Here is a 16604-nt window from a genome sequence, read left to right as displayed (position 1 = left end):
GCAACCTCTCCCGCTAACAGATTCTTCGCCCTCCGGTCTGGTTTTCTGTATGGGTGGTACCAAGACTAATCGTTAAACCACGGACGTCACGAGTAACCCCATCAATAACAATCCACTATCCGAGGAGGCTACCATGGCCAGCCGACGCAAAGTCGCAGGCGCGAGGAAATACGATGCTCCCGCCGGAGGCTGGGGCGCACTGAAAGCCACAGCCAATGCGGTCAGACAGCAGATGGACACCTTCAAGGCGCCGCTGACCCTGTTACGTACCAACCAACCAGCCGGATGGCTTTGACTGCCCGGGTTGCGCCTGGCCGGATAAAGAGCACAAATCCACCTTCCAGTTCTGTGAGAACGGCGCCAAAGCCGTTACCTGGGAAGCCACCTCCAAACGTGTCCCGCCGGACTATTTCGCCCGTCATCCTGTCGCCACCCTGCTGAATCGCTCCGACTATGAGCTGGAAGACCTCGGGCGATTAACCCATCCGATGATCTATGACCGTGCCTCCGATACCCATCAGCCCATCAGCTGGGTGGATGCCTTTGCGGGTATCGGCAAAACCCTGCGCAGTCTGGCACCTGACTCGGTGGAATTTTATACCTCTGGCCGGGCCTCCAACGAGGCGGCCTATCTCTATCAGCTGTTTGCCCGAGCCTACGGCACCAATAACTTCCCCGACTGCTCCAACATGTGCCACGAGCCCACCAGTGTGGGCCTGCCGCGCAGCATTGGTATTGGCAAGGGGACCGTGTCGCTGGCGGATTTCGAGCAGTGCGAGATGATCATCTGTATCGGGCACAACCCCGGCACCAACCATCCGCGAATGATGGGCACCCTGCATGAAGCGTCGCGGCGCAAAGTGCCCATCATGGTGTTTAACCCGCTGAAAGAACGTGCCCTCGAACGCTTTGCCGATCCACAGAATATGATCGAGATGGCCACTTATGGCTCCACCCCGATTGCCTCCTGCTACTTTCAGGTGAAAGCAGGTGGCGACGCAGCGGCCCTGAAAGGCATCATGAAAGGCCTGCTGGCACTGGAGGAGCGCTATGGGCAGGTCATTGATCACGATTTCATTGCCAGCCACACCCAGGGATATGCCGCGCTGAAAGCGGATCTGCAGGCCTGTGAATGGGCTGATATTGAGCAGGTCAGCGGACTGGCACGCAGTGATCTGGAAAAGGTGGCGGCCGCGTATGCCAGATCCAAGGCCACCATCGTTACCTATGGCATGGGCATCACTCAGCACAACGAGGGCACTGCCAACGTCAGGCTGATCTGTGACCTGCTGCTGATGCGCGGCAACATCGGTAAACCCGGTGCCGGTATCTGCCCGCTGCGTGGTCATTCCAATGTGCAGGGCAACCGTGCCGTCGGGATTACCGAACAGCCTTCCACCGCCTTTCTGCAGCAGCTGGAAGAGACCTTTGGTTTTACCCCACCAGCCCAACATGGCCATGATGCTGTGCGCGCCATGCAGGCCATCATCGATGGCTCGGCCAAAGCCCTGCTGTGCCTTGGTGGCAACTTTGTCGTTGCCCTGCCTGACCCCGGCCAGTGCTTTCCTGCCATGAGGCAACTGGAGCTGAGCGTCCACATCGGCACCAAACTCAATCGCTCTCACCTGCTGGTCGCCAGACAGTCTTATCTGCTGCCATGTCTGGGCCGCACCGAGCTGGATGTGCAGGAAAGCGGCCCTCAGGCAGTCACCGTTGAGGACTCCATGTCCATGGTGCACGCCTCGGCCGGCAAGCTCAGCCCTGCCTCGGAGCATCTGCGTTCAGAGCCCGCCATTGTCGCCGGTGTAGCCTTTGCCACCCTGCCCCAGTCACACATTCCCTGGCTGGCACTGGTAGCTGATTACGACCGTATCCGCGATCTTATAGAGCAGACGATTCCGGGTTTTGAGCGCTACAACGAACGCATTCGTACGCCAGGCGGCTTCCGTATGCCATTGCCCGCGGCCGAGCGACAGTGGCGAACGCCCTCCGGCAAGGCGGAGTTCTATGTGTTCGAGGGTTTGCATGAAGATGCGGTGGTAGACGGGGATGACGTGCTCAGGCTGGTGACCATCCGCAGCCATGATCAGTACAACACCACCATTTATGCGCTGGATGATCGCTATCGCGGTGTCTTTGGCCGGCGGGATGTGCTGTTCATGCATCAGGACGACCTGACTGCCCGTGGACTGGCACATGGTGATCTGGTGGACATCGAGACCATGACGCCCGGACGGAAACTGCGCTACGAAAAAATTACCGTGATCGAGTACAACATTGCGCCCGGCTCTGTCGCAGCCTACTACCCGGAAGCCAATCGACTGGTACCGCTGGATTACATCGACAAGGACAGCGGCACACCGTCGTATAAATCGGTCCCGGTCAGGGTTATGCGTTCAGGCAGCCATAGCCATTAGCCGGATGCATAGGTAAACGCCAGCAAGCCTGCCCCGGTACCGCCATGGGCACTGATCCGTACCGGGGTGCATGGCGCGGCACTAACCTGCAGCGACGGTGGCAATCCGATTACCGGGCTGAGCCTTTTCAACCTTGATGGCGACAAATTTCGAGGTGGGCGTGAACGTGCGGTCACCATAGCTCTCAAGCGGCACCAGCGGATTGGTTTCGGGATAGTAGGCCGCCGCCTGCCCTTCAGGGATGTCATAGGCTACCAGCTGGAACCCGCTTACCCGCCGCTCCTTGCCGTCTTCCCACAGGGATACCAGATCCACCTTGTCTCCCGGTGCAAAGCCCAGCCGCCGAATATCCTGCTCATTAACAAACACCACATCACGCAGCCCAAACACGCCTCGATAACGGTCATCCAGTCCGTACAGGGTGGTGTTGTACTGATCATGAGAGCGCATGGTTTGCAGAATCAGATCCGGCTGATCACCCCGCTCCGTCACCCGCTCGTTGACCAGCTGTCTGGGCAGTGTCGTGGCGGTAAACTGCGCCTTGCCGCTGGCCGTTTTCCAGAGACGCTGCGCGGCGGTGTTTCCCAGATAGAAGCCGCCGGGCTTCTGCAGGCGAAGATTGAAGTCCTGAAATCCGGGAATGGTATCAGCGATCAGGTCACGGATGCGGTTGTAGTCTTCCAGCAGCCAGTCCCAGTCAACCGGATGGTTACCCAGTGTGGCTTTGGCGATACCGGCAATAATGGCAGGCTCGGAGCACAGCTCGGCTGAATGGGGCGGCAGCTGACCAAAGGACAGATGTACCATGCTGAACGTGTCTTCAACGGTAATGCCCTGAACACCCTCCACCTGCATATCGATCTCAGTGCGCCCGAGACAGGGCAGAATCAGCGAATCATGCCCGGTCACCAGATGTGAACGATTGAGTTTGGTCGCAATATTGACGGTCAGGGCACATTGTCGCAGGGCATCGTGGGTACGTCGGGTGTCAGGTGTGGCCTGGGCAAAATTGCCACCCAGACCAACAAATACCCTGGCGCGCCCCTCTTCCATCGCCTGAATGGCCCGCACGGCATTGTGTCCGTGGGCACGCGGCACCCTGAACCGAAAGCGTTGCTCAATCGCATCCAGCAGCCATGCGGGCGGCTGCTCATCAATGCCCATGGTGCGATCACCCTGCACATTACTGTGGCCACGCACAGGCGACAGACCTGCTCCGGGTTTACCCACATTGCCGCGCAACAGCTGCAGGTTGATCACCTCCTGAATCGTCGGTACGGAGTGACGGTGCTGTGTCAGCCCCATCGCCCAGCACATGATGACACGCTCGGCCCGACAGTAGATGCGTGCAGCCAGCTCGATATCCGCCAGCGTCAGCCCTGACTGTGCCTCTATATGCTCCCAGGTTGTGGCATCCACCTCAGCCAGATACGGCTGCAGCCCCGAGGTGTGCTGGTTGATGAAGGCATGGTCAAACACGGCAGGAGCCCCTGTCACCTCCGCTTCGCGCTCCCACTTCAGCAGGAACTTGGCCATGCCGCGGAACATCGCCATATCCCCGCCCAGCGCAGGCCGAAAGTAGGCACTGCTGGTGGGCTCAGAGCCATTGCTGAGCATTTCCAGCGGATGCTGCGGATGCTGGAAGCGCTCAAGACCCCGTTCCTTCAGCGGATTGATACACACCACCTGTGCACCGCGTTTGACCGCCTCACGCAGCGGCTCCAGCATGCGCGGGTGATTGGTCCCCGGGTTCTGACCGATGACAAAGATGGCATCGGCCAGTTCCAGATCGTGAAATACCACCGTGCCCTTACCCACCCCGAGGGTTTCCTTCATGCTGACACCACTGGCTTCATGGCACATGTTGGAGCAATCCGGGAAGTTGTTGGTGCCGTATGCACGGACAAATAGCTGATAAAGAAAGGCCGCCTCGTTGCTGGCCCGACCGGAGGTGTAAAACTCGGCCTGATCAGGTGACTCCAGACGATGCAGATGATCGGCGATCAGGGTAAAAGCTTCATCCCAGCTGACAGGGACGTAGTGATCGGTAGTGCGGTCATATTTCATCGGCTGTGCCAGGCGCCCCTGATACTCCAGCCAGTAATCCGTCTGCCGGGCCAGTTCACTGACACTGTATCTGGCAAAAAACGCCTGATCCACGGAGCGCCCGGTAGACTCCCAGTTCACCGCTTTGGCGCCGTTCTCACAGAACCTTACCAGCGCACTTTCACTGGATTCTCCCCAGGCACAGCCCGGGCAGTCAAAGCCGTTGCTCTGATTGGTCTTGAGCATGGCCTTCAGGTTCTTGAAGGCATTCTCACTGCCTAACCAGCTTTTGGTAACGCTTTTCAATGCGCCCCATCCTGCCGCCGGGCCACCATAGGGACGAATATGACCTTTTTCACTCATATTGATATCTCTGCGATTAGGCCATTTACGTTTCAGCTCAATTTTAATTGAGATCAAATTAACGTATTGGCTCTATTTCTATGGAAAGGGAAATTATTGAGGCCAGACATAAAGAGGAATCAGCCATATTCAAATGCCTTGTTAAAAGGACAAATAGCAATTAGGCCTGTATCTTTTTACGTCGCATCGATTCACGGATCGCCTGTATTAATAGCCTACGACCGGTAATGAGCAGCCGTCCAATCAATAGTAATGACGGCATCATTGATGGCGTCTATCAACAAGGGTTACGGAAGAATAAAACGATCAGAAAACAAATCACTTCAATTCATGATAGATAGCCTTTATCACTCAGTCAGCTTTTTCGATTTGACCTGTTACAGGATTAATCAAACAATTCCCGAACCAAAGACTGTATTCAGTGTGATACGTGATATTCCACAAAAAACGACCGGCAACACGGAAAAGAGGTACTGAATGAGCATCACCCGGCATGCACTGGTCGACCCTTTTCAGCGTCAGATCGACTACCTGCGGCTTTCTGTCACCGATCGCTGCAATTTCCGCTGTGTGTACTGCATGGCTGACGATATGCGCTTCCTGCCCAGAGAACAGGTGTTGAGTATGGATGAGCTGGCACGTGTTGCTGAACGCTTTGTCGCTCTGGGCACACGCAAGATACGCCTGACCGGCGGAGAGCCTCTGGTCAGGCAGGGTATTGTTGACCTTTGCCGACGTATAGCCCGTCTCGATGGCCTCAAGGAACTGTGCATTACCACCAATGGAGCGCTGTTGCCCACGCTGGCCACCCCGCTGTTCGATGCCGGTGTCGACCGCATCAATATCAGCTTCGACAGCCTGAATCCCTCACTGTTCAGGGCCATGACCCGCACTGGCGACCGGGATCAGGTGATTGCCGGTATTGATGCCGCTAAAGCAGCGGGCTTCCGGCATATCAAACTCAATACGGTGGTCATGCGCGGCCGCAATGATACTGAGGTCAATGAGCTGGTCCGGTTTGCCATAGAACGCCAGCTGGATCTGGCCTTTATCGAAGAAATGCCACTGGGCATCATCAGCGACCATCAGCGTGGCGACACCTATTGCTCCAGTGATGAGGTAAGAGCCCGCATTGCAGAGCAATTCAGCCTGATGGCGGCAGCGGACAATACTGCCGGGCCAGCGCGGTACTGGCGCGTAGCAGAAGCACCTGACATACGTATCGGTTTTATCTCACCCCACAGCCACAATTTTTGCGGTAGCTGTAATCGCGTCCGGGTGACGGCCGAGGGCCGGCTTCTTCTTTGTCTGGGCAATGAGCATTCTCAGGATCTGCGCGCGGTACTGCGGAGCGCGCCTGCCGATGATGCTCTGCTCGATAACGCCATCATCAGTGCCATGGCCAACAAACCCTATCGTCATCACTTTGAAGTCAATAACGATGTGCAAATCGTCCGTTTCATGAACATGACCGGCGGTTAATCCCGGCGCAGGCGCCCGATTATGATCGTTGCCCCCAAGCCCAATTTCATCAGCATACTGACCACCCTGCGTGGCTCCATCGCCCGGAAGATAGCCGTGCAGATTGTCATGGTGACCCTGCTGGCTTCGCTGATTGTCTATATCGAAGGGCAACACCCGCGGTTCTTTTCTCACTTCAGTGCCACTCCTTTCACCTTGTTGGGTATTTCCCTCTCCATCTTCATGAGCTTTCGCAATAACGCCTGTTATGACCGCTGATGGGAAGGTCGGAAAGCCTGGGGCAAGGTGCTGGTGGAGGTGCGTTCTTTTATCCGTGAAAGTGTTGTTATCACCGACCCGGCTGCACGAGCCTCGTTGCTGCCAGCGTTGTGCGGCTACACCCATGCACTCAATGCCCGTTTACGCAATGAAGATGAGTTCGAAGCCGCACGTGAGTGGCTATCCTGCCCTGAAGCAGAGTATGGCATTCACGTCAGTGCAGGCATTCTGCGCCAGATCGGCCATCGCTGCTCAGAACTAGCGGCGCAGCAACAGATCAGCGAATGGCGTTACATCACTCTCGAGCAACGCCTGACAGGGCTGTCTGAAGCTCAGGCTGTCTGCGAGCGACTCAAGTTCACGCCCCTGCCTTTCCCCTATACGTTGTTGCTGCACCGGACCATCTATCTGTTTTGCGTACTGCTGCCCTTTGTAATGGCGCAACCGCTGGGCTGGCTGGCGCCGGTTTTTACCGCCATCGTCAGTTACACCTTCTTTGGTCTGGATGCCATCAGTGATCAGCTCGAAGACCCTTTCGGTCATGATGACAATGACCTGCCCACCGATGCGCTGGTACGTACCGTGGAGCGGGAAATACTCGACAGTCTCGGACACACCGAGCTGCCACCCGCTCTGGTACCCATCGACCACGTACTGAACTGAATAAATCCTCCTCCAGATGTGCTCACCGTTTGCCCTATTTGTGCAGAGCAACAAGCCCGTCGACTTCTGGCACGGTATACTTCGCCCACCAGCGAGGACCGGGACGTCCTGATTGCGCCTATCAACCAGGAGACCGTTCGATGGATATCAAACAGCTTAAATTCCTTATTGCTCTCGACCAGACCCGTCATTTCGGTCAGGCGGCCGCGCTTTGTCATGTCACTCAGCCGACACTGTCAATGCGTTTGCGTAATCTGGAAGAAGAGCTGGATCTGGTACTGGTCGCCCGGGGCCAACGTTTTGAGGGCTTTACTGAAGAAGGTGAACGCATTCTGGCCTGGGCCAAGACCCTGCTTGCCGCCCACGATGGACTGCAGGCAGAGGCTGCAAACTGTCGGGGCCAGCTGGTTGGCAATCTGCGCCTGGGCATGGTCCCGTTGTATAGCATGGACCCGATGCAGCTGCTGACGCCCCTGTCGCAACGCTACCCTGAACTGCGCTTTCAACTGTCGTCCCTGACTTCTGAGCAAATTATTGACGGCCTGAGTCGCAACCTTCTGGATCTGGGGCTCTGTTATCTTGATCAGATCGACACCAGTTACTTTGATGTCATCGAACTGACTTCAACCACCATGGGGTTGCTCTACAACCCTACGCATTTTGCCTTTGACCAGCATGAGTTCCCCTGGGAAGCCCTCGCCTCTATTCCCCTGGGCTTGCTGACACGGGGTATGCACTTCCGCCAGTCCATTGATCTGGCGTTCCGCGGCCGGGGTATCACACCGCACATCCTGCTGGAGAGCGATTCAACCTTTCAGCTGATACAGGCCGTCAACTCGGGCCTGTGCTGCGCCATCATGCCTTTGCAGGGAGGCTATGAATCCATCAATGTCAGCTTGCGTATTGCCGCTATTGCCGATGCCACCGTTCATGCTCCGATTGGGTTGCTGATTCGGCGCAATGAACCGCGGTCTGCGCTGGCCGAGCGCTGCTTTATGGAGGCCAAGACCATCTGGGCAGACAACAACCCCGTGTAATAAGCGGAAATAGCGGCGGTGTCTGCTGGGAGGTGATACGTCAGAGGGTACTCAAGGCTTGCCGTCTTTTTTCTGTCGCTTGAGTGAGTACATGGCCTGATCAGCAACCTCAAGCAGTCCGGCGATTTCCTGCCCATGATCGGGAGCGACGGCATAACCAATACTGGCACTGAGGGAAAGCGGATAGGATTCAAACACGAAGTCGCCGCTAATCAGGTGTTCAAGCTGGCGAATAAAACGATCGATGCGCAGCAGTGCCGTCTCAGAGCGCAGAATAATGACGAATTCATCCCCGCCTATTCTTGCCAGCAAGTCAGCATTGCTGACCCCCTCTCCGATACGTCTGGCCACTTCGCAGATGGCGGCATCACCCGCCCGATGCCCGTATCTGTCATTGATTCCTTTCAGGTCATCAAGGTCGATGATCAGCAACCCGATTGCTCGGCCATGGGCAATGCTTTGTGCCAGATGATAACGAAACTTGTCAAAAAACAGCGCCCGGTTAGCCAGTCCCGTCATTTCATCGTGCGTTGCCTTGTAATACAGATCACTCATGGCGTACTTCGCCGCATAGAACATGTGGGCAGCCAGTACATCCGAGAGTATTCCCAGCACCGCTTCGTCGACTTTATTGAAGGAGTCAGTGGTTTTCGATATCACCTTGAGCACGCCTACGGTGATGTCGGCATAGCGCAAAGGCACCACCATCATGGAGCGAATACCCGTCAGGCGACAGGCCGCGCGATCAACGCGAGGGTCAGTCTCGGAGTCGGCACAATACTGGATCTGTCCGCTGGTCAGGCACAGGCCAGACAAACTGTTTTTAATCGCCAGACGCAGCCCCAGCTGGCTTTTAGCAATACCATGAGCAGCCCGATAGACCATTTCGTCGCTTTCCTGCAGTTCAATGACGGCACCATCTGACTGAAGAAGCTCAACAGAACGTTCGGTTACCAGAGACATGACCTGGTAGAAATCCAGACCCAATTTGGCCACATCCGACTGAATCTGAATGATGCTCAGTAATTGATCACGAGAAGGTAAGCTAAGGTCAGGTTTCAACGACATACCACACCTGTAATTGCAGAGCTCAATGCCAGCCCACATCGATAATGGCCAGACTCATCAGAATCGAAAAAGCATCGGCAGATGCTATTGGATCAGCGGCCCCTCATTAGTAATCAGGAATCGGATAACAACGAAGTATAGAATTTGCCTCGGGCGGGGATGTGTCAGATTCCATCATTCTAATGACAGCTTTAGGCCCATATACACGGGGGAAAACTCAATGAACTATCCAAACAGACATTGCGTCAATTCAGTTGTTGTCAGCCAGTTCAAATAAAAAAGCCTCCGCTATTTAGCAGAGGCTTCCATAACCTGAAGGATTGCTATGAATAGATCTCTGGATGAGGACTACGAAGCCTGTAGCTCCTCTTTGCTGTATCCCATCATGGCTGAGCGCCGCTCGAACAACACCGAAACGATCATCACCATCAGTCCACCCAGCGCCAGATAGGCACCGACCCAGCCAGTCGACTGCCAGCCATAATTGAGACTGATAGCAACACCGCCAAACCAGGCACCGAGCGCATTGGCTATATTGAAAGCCGAGTGATTGAGGGCAGCTGCTACTGACTGTGCATCCCCGGCGACGTCCATCAGTCGGGTCTGGGCCGCGGGGACCACAGCCACACCAATACCGATAAGGAAGATAATCAGCACAGCACTCCAGACCTGATGAACAGCCAGAGTAAACAGCGACAGCACGATGGCGTTCCAGATCAACACACCAATAATGGTCCAGATGCGCGACCGATCAGTGAACCAGCCACCAATCAGATTACCCACAGTCATTCCGACACCAAACAGCCCGAGCACCAGGGGTACGGATGACTCAGCAAGGCCCGTGACATTAACCAGCGTGGGTGTGATGTAGGTGTAGATCGAAAATACCCCGCCGAAGCCGATGGCTACCACGCCTAGTGTCAACCACACCTGCAGGCGTTTGAATACACCTAGCTCTTTTGCCGGACTGGCACCTTCATGGGGCACGACCGGAACACAAAGCCGGACCATGGTCGCCGTCAATATGCCAAGCACACCCACGATCACAAATACCGAACGCCAGCCCAGTGCCTGACCTAACCAGGTAGCGAACGGAACGCCAACAATATTGGCGATGGTCAACCCGAGCATGACTTTGGCCACGGCCCTGCCACGATGGTCAGGAGGTACCAGCGAAGCAGCCACCAGTGCAGCCAGACCAAAATAGGCACCGTGGGGAATGCCCGCGACAAAACGTGAAAGCACCACGGCACTGTAACTATGCGTGATGGTGCTCAGCAGGTTACCCACGGCAAACAGCAGCATCAGGCAAATTAACATGATGCGCCGGGGCACCCGCGCGAACAGAATGGTAATCAGCGGTGCACCAACCACCACACCAAAGGCATAGGAGCTGATCATATGCCCCATCTTTGGTACGGATGTTCCCATGTCGTCGGCAATATCCGGCAAGATGCTCATGGCAGCAAACTCACCTGTACCGATGGCAAGGCCACCGATAGCCAGCGCCAGCTCGGCAAAGCCGACGCCGTAGGGCGTGGCAACCTGAGTCCTAGAATCGTTCATGTGATGTATCTTGAAACAGATGAGAAAAGTTGAAGCCAGTGGAAGAGGCTTCAAGATGAGTGAATCTGTGAGATTATGTTGCAACTACATCCAAAGGCCAATGGCCTCGGGAAGAATTATTCGGTAATCATGCCGTTTTGCCCCAGCCAGTCTGTTTCCATGAAGAAACAAACCGCATCGGGTTAGTAACTTTCATTTGCATAAGAAAGATTCAGCATTCATTTCTATCCTGTATCGTCATGATTTTTTGTCGAATTCAGGCAGTTAAAGGGAATACTGGCAGGTGGCGTCTTGAAACCGGAGCATGCTAACTCTTTTACATTTGCAACAGATCAATTCTTGTTCAATCTGGGGCTTGCAAGCCTCTCTGGGCCCTTTTAATATCGATCGCTATGAAAACACTAAGCACCTGTCCTCCCAAACCACGTGGCCGCCCCCGCGCTTTTGACCGGGACAAGGCACTTGATGCCGCTATGCGCCTGTTCTGGCAACAGGGCTATGAGGCGACATCTCTGAGTGACCTGACCTGCGCCATGGGAATCAATCCTCCCAGCTTGTACAGCGCCTTTGGTGACAAAGAGCAGCTGTTTCTGGCAGCAATCGAACACTATCTGAATGATGGCCCCGGCACTTCGCTGAGCTGTCTGCTCAGCTATGGCACTACAGCCAGGGAAGCTATCCAGAAAGTCCTTACCAATGCAGCCAATGAGCTGGCTAATCCTGATCATCCCCCTGGCTGTATGGTCGTGACATCTGCCACTAACTGTTCAGTAGGTTCTGCCAGAGTTCAGGAAGCTGTTGCGCGCTACCGGGCACGCAAGGAAGAGGAAATTATTGCTCGTATCGAGAAAGGCAAAGTGGACGGTGATTTACCCGCCGCTACCGATGCCGTTGCACTGGCACGATTTTACGGCACGGTTATGCAGGGCATGACCATGCAGGCGCGAGATGGCGCCACAGCAGATGTACTGTTGGATATTGCGATGGCGGCTATGCGGGCATGGCCGTCATCCTGAAAAAGTCACTCCACTGAAGAGTGATACCCCCATGCCCACAGGGAGACGCACCATGTCTGTGTCGATGTACGAAGCTTCAATTCCCGTGTTTGTTCGTGGTCTGAAAAACCTTTCAGCCATTCTTGAAAAAGCGGTCACCAACGCCGAGATCCGTCGCATCAAACCAGAGGTTCTGGTCAATGCCCGCCTCGCACCTGACATGCTTCCTCTATCTGCCCAGATTCAGATTCTCAGTGACTCGGCCAAGGGTTGTGCAGCCCGGCTGGCTGGCGTTGAAGTCCCCTCCTTCGCCGACGCCGAAGTGACCTTCGATGATCTGCAGGAGCGCATTGAAAAGACGCTGACTTTTATTCAGGGTATTGCGGCTGCAGATGTTGATGGCAGCGAAGATCATACCGTCGTTCTGAAAATTGGTGGTCGTGAACTGAGCTTCAGTGGCAAGAGCTATCTGCTGAACTTCGCCATGCCTAATTTCTACTTTCACCTGACCACTGCGTACGCAATTCTGCGACACAACGGTGTGGATATAGGTAAGCGGGATTATCTGGGCGATATCTGACAAAAGTGGCCAGCTAATTTCACCTCAGTTATAAACAGGAAACCCGGCATCGTGCCGGGTTTCCTGTTTATAACGGATTAATGTTTACTGAAATGAGCAAAGGGATTGGAAAGGAAGAAAATCAATAGCGACAGCATAAAGAATACCGGGATAAACATTTCCACGGTTTCTTCCAGATAGTTTCGCGTATAGCCAGACATTGTCAGATCAAATATCTGTACGGCACCATTCCCCGCATCCAGCATCGTACTCAATACCATGGCCAGAGCCGCCAGAAATGTGGCCACCGCCGCCGGACTGAACTCAAACAGGCCTTTAACGAAAGGCTTCGCGCAATATCGCGCCAATTGAAACAGACACGTACCGAGCGTCGCTCCATAGGCGACAATTAACAGCTGCCACCACAGTGCCAGCTTTTCAAAGCCGCCCCGGTAAAGGGGGGCAATCCAATACTGCAGATCCAGCTCTCGTAAGCCCAGCGACACCAGCAGAAAAATAAACACCAGAGGAAACCTGAGACGTCCGGCCAGTAACAAGGTCAGTAACGCACATACAAAATAGCCCGCTGCGGAAAGGTTCTCTACTGGCCCATCTTCACGAATGATGCTCATGGCCTGATCTGTCGGCAACACATCAAGCCAGATGGTCAGCAGGAACGGAAGCAGCAGGATCACACCAAAGAACAGCGCTGTATTTCTTGTCATGGTACTTCGACATCCAACAAGCCAGATGTTAATTACTCACCCATTCTGAACCAACCCCGTGACAACAGGATGACGTCTTCAGTGGGCCAGAAACAATACCACAGTGCCCGCGGCCACCCTGCTTCCATATGTTCCAGATTTTTCAGGCCTTGGTCAGGAATGACCATGTAACTTGATATATACGTCTACAGCCACCAACTGAAGGCTACCAAGTAGCTGTGTAGCGCCAGAGCAGCCATTGCAAACTACGGCGCGGGCAACAGTGGAAATAAACCTGCCGGTAAACCGGGGCCAAGTATCAATGACCGACAACCACAACAGTTCCAACCTGCCAGAACAGATGACGGCAATTGCCATCCGTGAATTCGGTGGCCCGGATGTTCTTGTACCAACACAACGTTCGCTGCCTTCTCCTGATGCAGGAGAAGTGCTGATCAAAGTAAAAGTAGCGGGTGTTAATCGGCCGGACGTCATGCAACGCAAAGGGGGTTATGCACCACCACCTGGTGCATCTGATCTTCCCGGGCTCGAAATCGCCGGTGAAGTCGTGGCACTGGGCACAGGGGTGAGCCGCTACCAGCTGGGCGATCAGGTCTGTGCACTGGTCGCAGGGGGTGGCTATGCCGAATATTGTACCGTTCACGAAAGCAACGCCTTGCCAGTCCCCCAGGGCTACTCACTGACAGAAGCGGCAGCTCTGCCAGAAACCTTCTTTACCGTCTGGACTAACGTCTTCCAGAGCGGAGAACTTAAGTCCGGCGAAACCTTGCTGGTACACGGCGGCTCTTCTGGCATCGGCACGACGGCCATCATGCTTGGCAAAGCTTTCGGCGCGCGGGTTATCGTCACGGTCGGGTCTGATGACAAAGCAGCCAGCTGCATCGCGCTGGGAGCCGACGCAGCCATCAACTACAAAACCCAGGACTTCGTCGAAGAAGTGAAACAGCTTACCGGTGGCGCAGGGGCCGATGTGATTCTGGATATGGTCGGCGGCGACTACGTCCCTCGCAACTATCAGGTCGCCGCCAAGTTTGGCCGCATTGTACAGATCGCCACCCAACACGGAGCCGTCGAAAGGCTTAACCTGTTGCCCCTCATGGTCAAGCGTCTGATTCACACCGGCTCCACCCTTCGCCCGCGCAGCGTGGCAGAAAAAGCGGAGATTGCGGTTGAGCTGGAAGAAAAGGTGTGGCCGTTATTAAACCGAGGGGAAATCAGACCGCAAATCTTCAAATGTTTTGCGTTGAATGACGCCAGCAAGGCCCATGCCCTGATGGAGAGCAGCAGTCATACCGGCAAGATCATGCTGCTAGTGGACAGTGAGCATTAAAGCTAGGGCTCGATAACGGCTCCAGCCAGCACCTCAGTAACACTCTCGAAGCGATGCCTGCCAGACGGTACTCACCTCTGGCAGGCATGATGTTACTTTTGCAGCAGTGCCAGTATTTCGGCATGCAGGCGTTTGTCACCGCAGGCCACGATAGCACCACCGTTTTGCGCATCACCACCACTCCACGTGGTCATCACACCACCCGCTCCCTCGACGATGGGCATCAGCGCCTGCACATCGTAAGGTTTGAGATCCGCCTCAACCACCGCATCAACATGACCCGCTGCCAGCATGCAATAGGCATAGCAGTCACCACCGAAACGCACCAGTCGGGCCTTCTCAGCAACACTATTGAACAGAGCCAATTGCGGTGCATCGAACATCTGCGGCGTAGTGCAGGTTATCTTTGCCTGTGCCAGTGAGGCACAGGGGCGAACCTTCAGCGGTTCACCGTTGAGCCAGGCTCCCTCGGGTGTACCGACAAAGCGCTCTCTGGTGTACGGCTGGTTCATCACCCCAATGCGCGGATACTGGCCATCATTCAGTGCGATCAGCGTACCCCACAGCGGTAAGCCAGTGATAAAGGCACGGGTGCCATCGATAGGATCCAGCACCCAGGTCAGCGGACTGCTACCCATATGGCGGTCCTCTTCCTCCCCAAGGATGCCATGCTCAGGATAATGCTGAGCCAGCAGATCACGCATGGCGCGCTCAGCAGCCTTGTCACCCAGCGTTACCGGATCAAACAAGGCACTGCCTTTATCCTCAACATCCATCTGTGTGCGGAAGTAAGGGGCAATGGCCATAGCGGCCGCCTCTGCCAGCTGCTCAGCAAAAGCGCGGTAAGTCTGAATGTCCTGTAGGGTCAACGTCATGGTGCAATATCCGCCTGCGGGGGTCAGTGTCCGGTAGTCTTTAATTGGCTCTTGAGCTGATGCTCTTCTATGGCCAGCTCAATAATGCGGCTGATCAGCTCGGTATAACTGATACCTGAGGCCTGCCACAGTTTGGGATACATACTGATGGAGGTGAAGCCCGGGATAGTGTTGATCTCATTAACGAACAGCTCACCTGTCGCGGTCAGGAACATATCTACCCGCGCCAGACCACGTGCTTCCAGCGCCTTGAAGGTCTGAATTGCCAGGATTCGGATACGCTCGAAAGTGGCATCATCCAGGACAGCCGGGATCACCAGCGTGGCGCCCTTCTCATCGATGTACTTACGCTCGTAGGAGTAAAAGCCGTCCTCGGTCACGATCTCACCGGCAATGGAGGCCATTGGCTGGTCATTCCCGAGCACAGCGCATTCGACTTCACGACCACTGATATTGGCCTCGATCAGCACCTTGGTGTCGTACTGGAACGCGTAATTCAGCGCCTCAGCCAGAGTCGACAGTTCTTTCACCTTGACCACGCCCACCGAAGACCCCATGTTGGCGGGCTTCACATAGACCGGAAAGCCAAACTCCTCAGCAACCTTCGTCAGCAGGGTATCGTTGACCTCATACCGACGCAGACACACATGACGAGCAACGGGTATCCCGGCGTCACGCAGTAATCGTTTGGCGACGTCCTTGTCCATGCCCACGGCAGAGCCAAGAATATCACTGCCCACACAAGGCACATTGGCCAGACGGGCAAGCCCCTGTACTGAACCATCCTCACCATAAGGGCCGTGCAGTACCGGGAAGATCACATCGACCGCCTCGACCATACCGGCATGCTGCAACCTGACCAGCTGCCCGGCAGACTCCCCCGCCACCAGAGACACCGCTTGTGAACTGGCATTCAGCACGCCCAGCTCGGGATTCTCGCTGTTGAGCAGAGCCAGTGAGTCGGTATTCAGATACCAGGCGCCCTGACGATCGATACCGATCAGAACAGGCTCGAAGCGCGTTTTATCCATCGCTTCAATGACGTTACGTGCTGATTGCAGCGATACCTCATGCTCGGCAGAGCGGCCTCCAAAGAGCACAGCGACCTTAAGCTTCTTGGTCATTGCAACATATCCATACTGACAGGGTGAACGACAGGCAGGGTCCGCACCAGAGCGGAGCAAGGGCCTACTATAACAGCAGCTCAGCAGGATTTTTGA

Annotated in this window: 12 protein-coding genes and 2 pseudogenes; 8 read left to right on the top strand and 6 right to left on the bottom strand. The window is 55.2% G+C overall.

Annotated features, from left to right (window positions below):
• Nucleotides 1–133 precede the first annotated feature (133 nt).
• Nucleotides 134–295 carry a hypothetical protein gene (locus tag QCD60_RS21230; RefSeq protein ID WP_279788199.1) on the top strand — a complete coding sequence of 54 codons (162 nt, stop codon included), beginning with the start codon at nt 134–136 and terminating at the stop codon, nt 293–295.
• 37 nt (nt 296–332) lie between these two features.
• Nucleotides 333–2417 (top strand): annotated as a pseudogene (locus QCD60_RS21225) (FdhF/YdeP family oxidoreductase); the annotation flags it as partial.
• An 81-nt stretch (nt 2418–2498) separates the two neighbouring features.
• Here the strand turns inward: QCD60_RS21225 and QCD60_RS21220 are convergent.
• Nucleotides 2499–4826, bottom strand: a complete 2328-nt coding sequence (locus QCD60_RS21220; protein ID WP_279788198.1) for an FdhF/YdeP family oxidoreductase — start codon at nt 4824–4826, stop codon at nt 2499–2501.
• A gap of 477 nt (nt 4827–5303) precedes the next feature.
• Here QCD60_RS21220 and moaA point away from each other — a divergent pair, with 477 nt between their 5' ends.
• From moaA to QCD60_RS21205, 3 genes and pseudogenes are all read left to right on the top strand, one after another.
• Nucleotides 5304–6308 (top strand): GTP 3',8-cyclase MoaA, encoded by a 1005-nt coding sequence (gene moaA / locus QCD60_RS21215; RefSeq protein ID WP_279788197.1) that lies wholly within the window; start codon nt 5304–5306, stop codon nt 6306–6308.
• A gap of 21 nt (nt 6309–6329) precedes the next feature.
• Nucleotides 6330–7229: pseudogene (locus tag QCD60_RS21210) on the top strand (bestrophin family protein).
• Nucleotides 7230–7369: 140 nt separating this feature from the next.
• Entirely contained in the window at nt 7370–8266 is an 897-nt protein-coding gene (locus tag QCD60_RS21205) for a LysR family transcriptional regulator (protein WP_279788196.1), read from the top strand.
• Nucleotides 8267–8317: 51 nt separating this feature from the next.
• Here QCD60_RS21205 and QCD60_RS21200 read toward each other — a convergent pair whose 3' ends face one another.
• Both QCD60_RS21200 and QCD60_RS21195 read right to left on the bottom strand, forming a co-directional pair.
• The gene (locus QCD60_RS21200; protein WP_279788195.1) at nt 8318–9334 is read right to left on the bottom strand and encodes a sensor domain-containing diguanylate cyclase; all 1017 of its coding nucleotides are present in this window, start codon (nt 9332–9334) and stop codon (nt 8318–8320) included.
• Nucleotides 9335–9682: 348 nt separating this feature from the next.
• Nucleotides 9683–10900: an MFS transporter gene (locus tag QCD60_RS21195; protein WP_104154780.1), complete on the bottom strand. Its 1218-nt coding sequence runs from the start codon at nt 10898–10900 to the stop codon at nt 9683–9685.
• Nucleotides 10901–11292: 392 nt separating this feature from the next.
• Here QCD60_RS21195 and QCD60_RS21190 point away from each other — a divergent pair, with 392 nt between their 5' ends.
• The gene (locus QCD60_RS21190; protein ID WP_279788194.1) at nt 11293–11916 is read left to right on the top strand and encodes a TetR/AcrR family transcriptional regulator; all 624 of its coding nucleotides are present in this window, start codon (nt 11293–11295) and stop codon (nt 11914–11916) included.
• 52 nt (nt 11917–11968) lie between these two features.
• The gene (locus QCD60_RS21185) at nt 11969–12475 is read left to right on the top strand and encodes a DUF1993 domain-containing protein (protein WP_279788193.1); all 507 of its coding nucleotides are present in this window, start codon (nt 11969–11971) and stop codon (nt 12473–12475) included.
• 77 nt (nt 12476–12552) lie between these two features.
• On the opposite strand, the gene QCD60_RS21180 is transcribed toward QCD60_RS21185, so the two are convergent.
• The gene (locus QCD60_RS21180) at nt 12553–13179 is read right to left on the bottom strand and encodes a hypothetical protein (RefSeq protein WP_104154783.1); all 627 of its coding nucleotides are present in this window, start codon (nt 13177–13179) and stop codon (nt 12553–12555) included.
• 301 nt (nt 13180–13480) lie between these two features.
• Between QCD60_RS21180 and QCD60_RS21175 the strand changes: the two genes are divergently transcribed.
• Nucleotides 13481–14509 (top strand): NAD(P)H-quinone oxidoreductase, encoded by a 1029-nt coding sequence (locus QCD60_RS21175; protein WP_279788192.1) that lies wholly within the window; start codon nt 13481–13483, stop codon nt 14507–14509.
• Nucleotides 14510–14601: 92 nt separating this feature from the next.
• Here QCD60_RS21175 and hisN read toward each other — a convergent pair whose 3' ends face one another.
• Both hisN and ddlA read right to left on the bottom strand, forming a co-directional pair.
• Nucleotides 14602–15384, bottom strand: a complete 783-nt coding sequence (gene hisN / locus QCD60_RS21170; protein WP_279788191.1) for a histidinol-phosphatase — start codon at nt 15382–15384, stop codon at nt 14602–14604.
• A 23-nt stretch (nt 15385–15407) separates the two neighbouring features.
• On the bottom strand, nt 15408–16508 hold the full coding sequence (ddlA, locus tag QCD60_RS21165) for a D-alanine--D-alanine ligase (protein WP_279788190.1): 1101 nt from the start codon (nt 16506–16508) through the stop codon (nt 15408–15410).
• Nucleotides 16509–16604: the final 96 nt, after the last annotated feature.

This window comes from Pokkaliibacter sp. MBI-7 (assembly GCF_029846635.1).
GTDB lineage: Bacteria > Pseudomonadota > Gammaproteobacteria > Pseudomonadales > Balneatricaceae > Pokkaliibacter.
Note: the sequence above shows the minus strand (reverse complement) of the source record. Positions and strands in the feature narration are given on the sequence as shown.

Coding starts and splice junctions, on each gene's coding strand:
- hisN (WP_279788191.1), bottom strand. CDS start 15,384: ATGACGTTGACCCTACAGGACATTCAGACTTACCGCGCTTTTGCTGAG.
- QCD60_RS21190 (WP_279788194.1), top strand. CDS start 11,293: ATGAAAACACTAAGCACCTGTCCTCCCAAACCACGTGGCCGCCCCCGC.
- ddlA (WP_279788190.1), bottom strand. CDS start 16,508: ATGACCAAGAAGCTTAAGGTCGCTGTGCTCTTTGGAGGCCGCTCTGCC.
- QCD60_RS21185 (WP_279788193.1), top strand. CDS start 11,969: ATGTCTGTGTCGATGTACGAAGCTTCAATTCCCGTGTTTGTTCGTGGT.
- QCD60_RS21230 (WP_279788199.1), top strand. CDS start 134: ATGGCCAGCCGACGCAAAGTCGCAGGCGCGAGGAAATACGATGCTCCC.
- QCD60_RS21175 (WP_279788192.1), top strand. CDS start 13,481: ATGACCGACAACCACAACAGTTCCAACCTGCCAGAACAGATGACGGCA.
- QCD60_RS21200 (WP_279788195.1), bottom strand. CDS start 9,334: ATGTCGTTGAAACCTGACCTTAGCTTACCTTCTCGTGATCAATTACTG.
- moaA (WP_279788197.1), top strand. CDS start 5,304: ATGAGCATCACCCGGCATGCACTGGTCGACCCTTTTCAGCGTCAGATC.
- QCD60_RS21180 (WP_104154783.1), bottom strand. CDS start 13,179: ATGACAAGAAATACAGCGCTGTTCTTTGGTGTGATCCTGCTGCTTCCG.
- QCD60_RS21220 (WP_279788198.1), bottom strand. CDS start 4,826: ATGAGTGAAAAAGGTCATATTCGTCCCTATGGTGGCCCGGCGGCAGGA.
- QCD60_RS21205 (WP_279788196.1), top strand. CDS start 7,370: ATGGATATCAAACAGCTTAAATTCCTTATTGCTCTCGACCAGACCCGT.
- QCD60_RS21195 (WP_104154780.1), bottom strand. CDS start 10,900: ATGAACGATTCTAGGACTCAGGTTGCCACGCCCTACGGCGTCGGCTTT.